The organism is Shigella sp. SIG3 (assembly GCF_053555855.1).
The window spans coordinates 1-5,798 of sequence record NZ_JBQZXE010000169.1 but is presented as its reverse complement, the minus strand read 5'-3'; the positions used below and the strand labels follow the sequence as shown (position 1 = coordinate 5,798).

At 49.4% G+C, this 5,798-nt stretch carries 4 protein-coding genes and 2 pseudogenes; 4 read left to right on the top strand and 2 right to left on the bottom strand.

The annotated features are described in order from the left end of the window. Nucleotides 1-940 (top strand): GGDEF domain-containing protein (locus ACUU1I_RS19205; RefSeq protein ID WP_449144885.1); only part of this gene is annotated, 940 nt, incomplete at its 5' end. Between the two features lie 46 nt (nt 941-986). Here the strand turns inward: ACUU1I_RS19205 and rimO are convergent. Beyond that, nucleotides 987-2,312 carry a 30S ribosomal protein S12 methylthiotransferase RimO gene (gene rimO, locus ACUU1I_RS19200; protein ID WP_000049366.1) on the bottom strand — a complete coding sequence of 442 codons (1,326 nt, stop codon included), beginning with the start codon at nt 2,310-2,312 and terminating at the stop codon, nt 987-989. A 212-nt stretch (nt 2,313-2,524) separates the two neighbouring features. Between rimO and bssR the strand changes: the two genes are divergently transcribed. Further along, nucleotides 2,525-2,908: a biofilm formation regulator BssR gene (gene bssR / locus ACUU1I_RS19195; RefSeq protein WP_000497137.1), complete on the top strand. Its 384-nt coding sequence runs from the start codon at nt 2,525-2,527 to the stop codon at nt 2,906-2,908. Nucleotides 2,909-3,018: 110 nt separating this feature from the next. Continuing rightward, nucleotides 3,019-4,133, top strand: a pseudogene (gene yliI, locus ACUU1I_RS19190) (aldose sugar dehydrogenase YliI). Here yliI and gstB read toward each other — a convergent pair. Beyond that, nucleotides 4,130-4,756 (bottom strand): annotated as a pseudogene (gstB, locus tag ACUU1I_RS19185) (glutathione S-transferase GstB). The pseudogenes yliI and gstB sit on opposite strands and share 4 nt — an antisense overlap. A 245-nt stretch (nt 4,757-5,001) precedes the next feature. Here gstB and ACUU1I_RS19180 point away from each other — a divergent pair. Further along, on the top strand, nt 5,002-5,798 hold a 797-nt coding region (locus ACUU1I_RS19180), incomplete at its 3' end, for a serine hydrolase (RefSeq protein WP_449144884.1).

Genomic DNA, 5,798 nt, shown 5'->3' with positions numbered 1-5,798 from the left:
AGGGTTTATCTCTTTTGACGGTAAAACCTTCGTCTATTACCTCTATCCGGTAACTCACAATCGTAGTCTGATATTTTTGCTTGGTCTGGAGCGTTTTTCTTTACTGTCAAAATCGCTGGCGATGGACAGCGAGAACCTGATGTTCTCTCTATTTAAGAACGGTAAACCGGTGACCGGAGATGAATATAATGCTAAAAACGCCATCTTCACCGTTTCGGAAGCGATGGAGCACTTCGCCTATTTGCCGACCGGATTGTACGTATTTGCGTATAAAAAAGATGTTTATTTGCGGGTTTGTACATTGATTATTTTCTTTGCCGCATTGGTGGCAGTGATATCGGGTGCCAGTTGCCTCTATCTGGTACGCAGAGTGATTAATCGTGGTATTGTGGAGAAAGAAGCCATCATTAATAACCATTTTGAACGCGTACTGGATGGCGGGCTTTTCTTTTCGGCTGCCGATGTCAAAAAACTCTACAGTATGTATAACTCGGCGTTCCTGGACGACCTGACCAAAGCAATGGGCAGAAAATCCTTTGATGAAGATTTAAAAGCGCTGCCGGAAAAAGGCGGTTATTTGTGTCTGTTTGACGTCGATAAATTCAAAAACATTAACGACACCTTCGGTCATTTGCTGGGCGATGAAGTGTTGATGAAAGTGGTGAAAATCCTTAAATCACAGATCCCGGTAGATAAAGGTAAAGTCTACCGCTTCGGAGGTGACGAATTTGCGGTGATTTATACTGGCGGCACGCTGGAAGAGTTGCTATCGATACTAAAAGAAATCGTTCATTTCCAGGTGGGAAGCATTAATTTAAGCACCAGTATCGGTGTAGCGCATTCAAATAAATGTACTACCGTCGAACGCTTGAAAATGCTGGCGGATGAGCGGCTGTATAAGAGTAAGAAAAACGGCAGGGCACAGATTAGCTGGCAGTAATCATTATTCGCAGGCCGGACAAATGATTTTGCCCGGCCTGAATTAATTAAACCCGGCTACCCCACAAATCGTACTCATCGGCGTGCTCGACTTTCACACGCAGGATATCACCCGGCTTAATGTTGGTTTCACCATTGAGATAAACCGCGCCGTCGATTTCCGGTGCATCTGCCATGCTGCGACCAATCGCGCCTTCTTCGTCCACTTCGTCGATAATCACCAGAATTTCACGGCCCACTTTCTCTTGCAGGCGCTCGGCGGAAATCTGCTGCTGCAGCTGCATGAAACGGTTCCAGCGTTCTTCTTTCACTTCTTCCGGAACCTGGTCAGGCAGGGCATTGGCGTCTGCACCTTCAACCGGGCTGTATTTAAAGCAGCCAACGCGATCCAGACGTGCTTCTTTCAGGAAGTCGAGTAGCATCTGGAAATCTTCTTCCGTCTCGCCAGGGAAGCCGACAATAAAGGTTGAGCGTAGGGTCAGTTCCGGGCAGATTTCGCGCCACTGTTTGATGCGCGCCAGTTGGCGATCTACAGAACCCGGACGCTTCATCAGTTTGAGAATGCGCGGGCTGGCGTGCTGCAACGGAATGTCCAGATACGGCAGGATTTTGCCTTCTGCCATCAGTGGGATGACGTCGTCCACATGCGGATAAGGGTAAACGTAGTGCAGACGTGTCCAGATCCCCAGTTTCGATAACTGTTCGCACAGGCTGACCATGCTGGTTTTTACCGGCTCGCCGTTGTGGAAGCCAGTACGATGTTTAACATCAACGCCATAGGCGGAAGTATCCTGCGAGATCACCAGAATCTCTTTAACGCCCGCATCTACCAGACGTTTCGCTTCACTTAACACTTCGCCAATCGGACGGCTCACCAGGTCGCCGCGCATAGACGGAATAATGCAGAAGGTGCAGCGGTGATTACAGCCTTCCGAAATTTTCAGATAGGCATAATGACGCGGCGTCAGTTTCACACCTTGTTCTGGCACCAGGCTCAGGAATGGGTTGTGTTTCGGTTTTGGCACGTAGTGATGAACGTGCTCCAGAACCTGCTCATAGCTATGAGGCCCGGTGATTTCCAGCACTTTCGGGTGGACTTCGCGGATCTGATCTTCTTTTGCCCCCAGACAACCGGTCACAATTACCTTGCCGTTTTCATTCAACGCTTCACCAATGGCTTCCAGTGATTCTTGTACCGCGCTGTCAATAAAGCCGCAGGTGTTGACGATCACCATGTCCGCATCGTCATAGCTCGGTACCACGTCATAACCTTCAGTGCGGAGTTCGGTGAGAATACGCTCTGAATCGACAAGGTTTTTCGGACAGCCAAGGGAAACAAAGCCGATTTTCGGCTGGGGAGTTACTTTGCTCATAGCTTAAAAAATATTCAGTTACAGGAAAGGTCAGGGCAGGGATTCTACAGAGTTCTGGATAAAATTTGTATCGCAATCTCATTCGCTGGCGGAGGCGAAGGAAATGTAAATTTTGTTAATTCGGCGTGAAGAATTGATCCTAGACAGCATTTTGCTCAAAAAATAGCCATACTATTTAATTGCAACAAGGCTGGAAAGAGGAGGATCGAAGTATGTTCGTTGACAGACAGCGAATCGATCTGCTGAACCGGTTGATCGACGCACGCGTTGACCTCGCTGCATACGTGCAACTGAGGAAGGCAAAAGGATACATGTCCGTCAGCGAAAGCAATCATCTACGAGATAACTTTTTTAAACTGAATCGCGAACTGCACGATAAATCGCTGCGGTTGAATCTTCATCTGGATCAGGAAGAGTGGAGTGCTCTTCATCATGCTGAAGAAGCATTAGCGACAGCCGCAGTATGTTTGATGAGTGGGCACCATGATTGCCCGACTGTTATTACCGTCAACGCCGATAAGCTTGAAAATTGTCTGATGAGCTTAACGCTGAGTATCCAGAGCCTGCAGAAGCACGCCATGCTTGAGAAGGCCTGAAAACTAAGGGGGAGAAAGCGTCTCCCCCTTCATGTTTAAGTTTTTGTAAAAATGAATTTGTTATCTCCTCCACTGACTACGCTTTAAGCCAGAGTCAATCCGGAGGCGTTATGCATCGACAATCCTTTTTCCTTGTGCCCCTTATTTGTCTTTCTTCCGCTCTCTGGGCGGCTCCTGCAACGGTAAATGTCGAAGTACTGCAAGACAAACTCGACCATCCCTGGGCACTGGCCTTTTTACCCGATAATCACGGTATGTTAATCACTCTGCGCGGCGGCGAGTTGCGTCACTGGCAAGCAGGAAAAGGATTATCTGCGCCGCTTTCCGGAGTTCCGGACGTTTGGGCGCACGGGCAGGGCGGCCTGCTGGACGTGGTTTTAGCGCCTGATTTTGCTCAGTCTCGCCGCATCTGGTTAAGTTATTCCGAAGTTGGCGATGATGGCAAAGCCGGAACTGCTGTGGGTTATGGCCGCTTAAGTGATGATCTCTCAAAAGTGACCGACTTCCGCACCGTCTTCCGCCAGATGCCAAAACTGTCTACCGGCAACCATTTTGGCGGGCGGCTGGTATTCGACGGTAAAGGTTATCTTTTTATTGCTCTGGGCGAAAACAATCAGCGCCCGACGGCGCAGGATCTGGATAAATTACAGGGCAAACTGGTGCGTCTGACCGACCAGGGCGAAATCCCGGATGATAATCCTTTTATAAAGGAATCCGGTGCGCGCGGCGAGATCTGGTCTTATGGCATTCGTAATCCGCAAGGAATGGCGATGAATCCGTGGAGTAATGCACTGTGGCTGAATGAACATGGCCCGCGCGGTGGTGATGAAATTAATATCCCGCAAAAAGGCAAAAACTACGGCTGGCCGCTGGCAACCTGGGGAATCAACTATTCAGGCTTTAAGATACCGGAAGCGAAAGGGGAGATCGTCGCCGGGACCGAGCAACCTGTTTTTTACTGGAAAGATTCGCCCGCTGTGAGCGGCATGGCCTTCTATAACAGCGATAAATTCCCCCAGTGGCAGCAAAAATTATTTATTGGGCGCTGAAAGATAAAGATGTCATTGTGATGAGCGTCAACGGCGACAAAGTGACAGAAGATGGCCGTATTTTAACGGACAGAGGGCAGCGAATTCGTGATGTTCGCACTGGACCCGACGGTTATTTATACGTTCTCACCGACGAGTCCAGTGGGGAATTACTTAAAGTTAGCCCACGCAATTAGCTAACGGGAATCATCACCACTTTGCGCACTGCGGGGCGTTCAGTGAGTTGCTGATACCAGCGTTGCAGATTTGGACGCGGTGTCCAGGTCAGGCCAACGTTAAACAAATTGTAGATGAACGGTGCGATAGCGATATCGCCCACACCAAACTCGTCGCCAGAGAACCATTTTACTTTTGCCAGTTCCGCATCGAGCAGGGCAAACAGGGCGTCGCACTCTTTGCAACTGGCATCAATGGCGGCCTGATCGCGCTCTTCCGGTGGTGTTCTGACTAATCCCATCAGGATCCCGCGATGAGCATTACTGAGCGTCTGGTTTGCCCAGTCCATCCATTTTTCCGCTTCCGCACGACGTGCCGGTGAGTCGATCCACAGGCGTTTTTGCCCGTACTGTGCCGCCAGATAGCGGACAATGGCGTTTGATTCCCAAAGAATGAGATCACTTTCGTCGTCACGCAACAACGGCACCAGCCCGTTAGGGTTCATCGCCAGAAAATCAGCATCGTGATTTATCCCAAACTCACGGCCCGCGAGAATTTGCTCATAAGGTAGTTCCAGTTATTCGAGCGTCAGCAATACTTTTTTTACGTTAGTTGAATTATTCCGACCCCACAGCGTAATCATACTCACCCCTTTTCCGACAGGCAGCCACAGACTGAACAGGACTCCGATGGTGAAGTAAAGTTAACTTTTAAGCAACAGCTGGCAAAAAAATGACACCAGAAGCAGCGAAGCGGCAGGATATTGCATAAACTTTAAAAACTTTACCAACTTACGGTTTCTTTAAGTTTGTGTGTGCGTTATTAATCACCGAACTTATCATACGGCGATATAACGTATTTTTTTGAATGGATACTCGGGTGGCATTTATGACGCAATACTCCTCTCTCCTTCGTGCTCTTGCAGCGGGTTCTGCATTTTTATTCCTTTTTGCCCCAACGGCATTCGCGGCCGAACAAACCGTTGAAGCGCCGAGCGTGGATGCGCGTGCATGGATTTTAATGGATTACGCCAGCGGTAAAGTGCTGGCAGAAGGCAATGCGGATGAGAAACTGGATCCCGCGAGCCTGACTAAAATCATGACCAGCTATGTGGTTGGGCAGGTGCTTAAGGCCGATAAGATTAAACTCACCGATATGGTGACGGTCGGTAAAGATGCCTGGGCGACGGGAAATCCGGCACTGCGTGGTTCATCGGTAATGTTCCTCAAACCGGGCGATCAGGTTTCGGTGGCAGACTTGAACAAAGGTGTGATTATCCAGTCCGGTAATGACGCCTGTATTGCGCTGGCCGATTACGTTGCCGGGAGCCAGGAGTCCTTTATTGGTCTGATGAATGGTTATGCCAAAAAACTGGGGCTGACCAACACTACCTTCCAGACGGTGCACGGCCTGGATGCGCCGGGGCAGTTCAGTACCGCGCGCGATATGGCATTGCTGGGTAAAGCATTGATCCACGATGTGCCGGAAGAGTACGCCATTCATAAAGAGAAAGAGTTCACCTTCAACAAAATTCGTCAGCCTAACCGTAACCGTCTGCTGTGGAGCAGCAATCTGAATGTTGATGGCATGAAGACAGGAACCACGGCAGGTGCGGGATATAATCTGGTTGCTTCGGCTACCCAGGGTGATATGCGTTTAATCTCCGTAGTGCTGGGGGCGAAAAC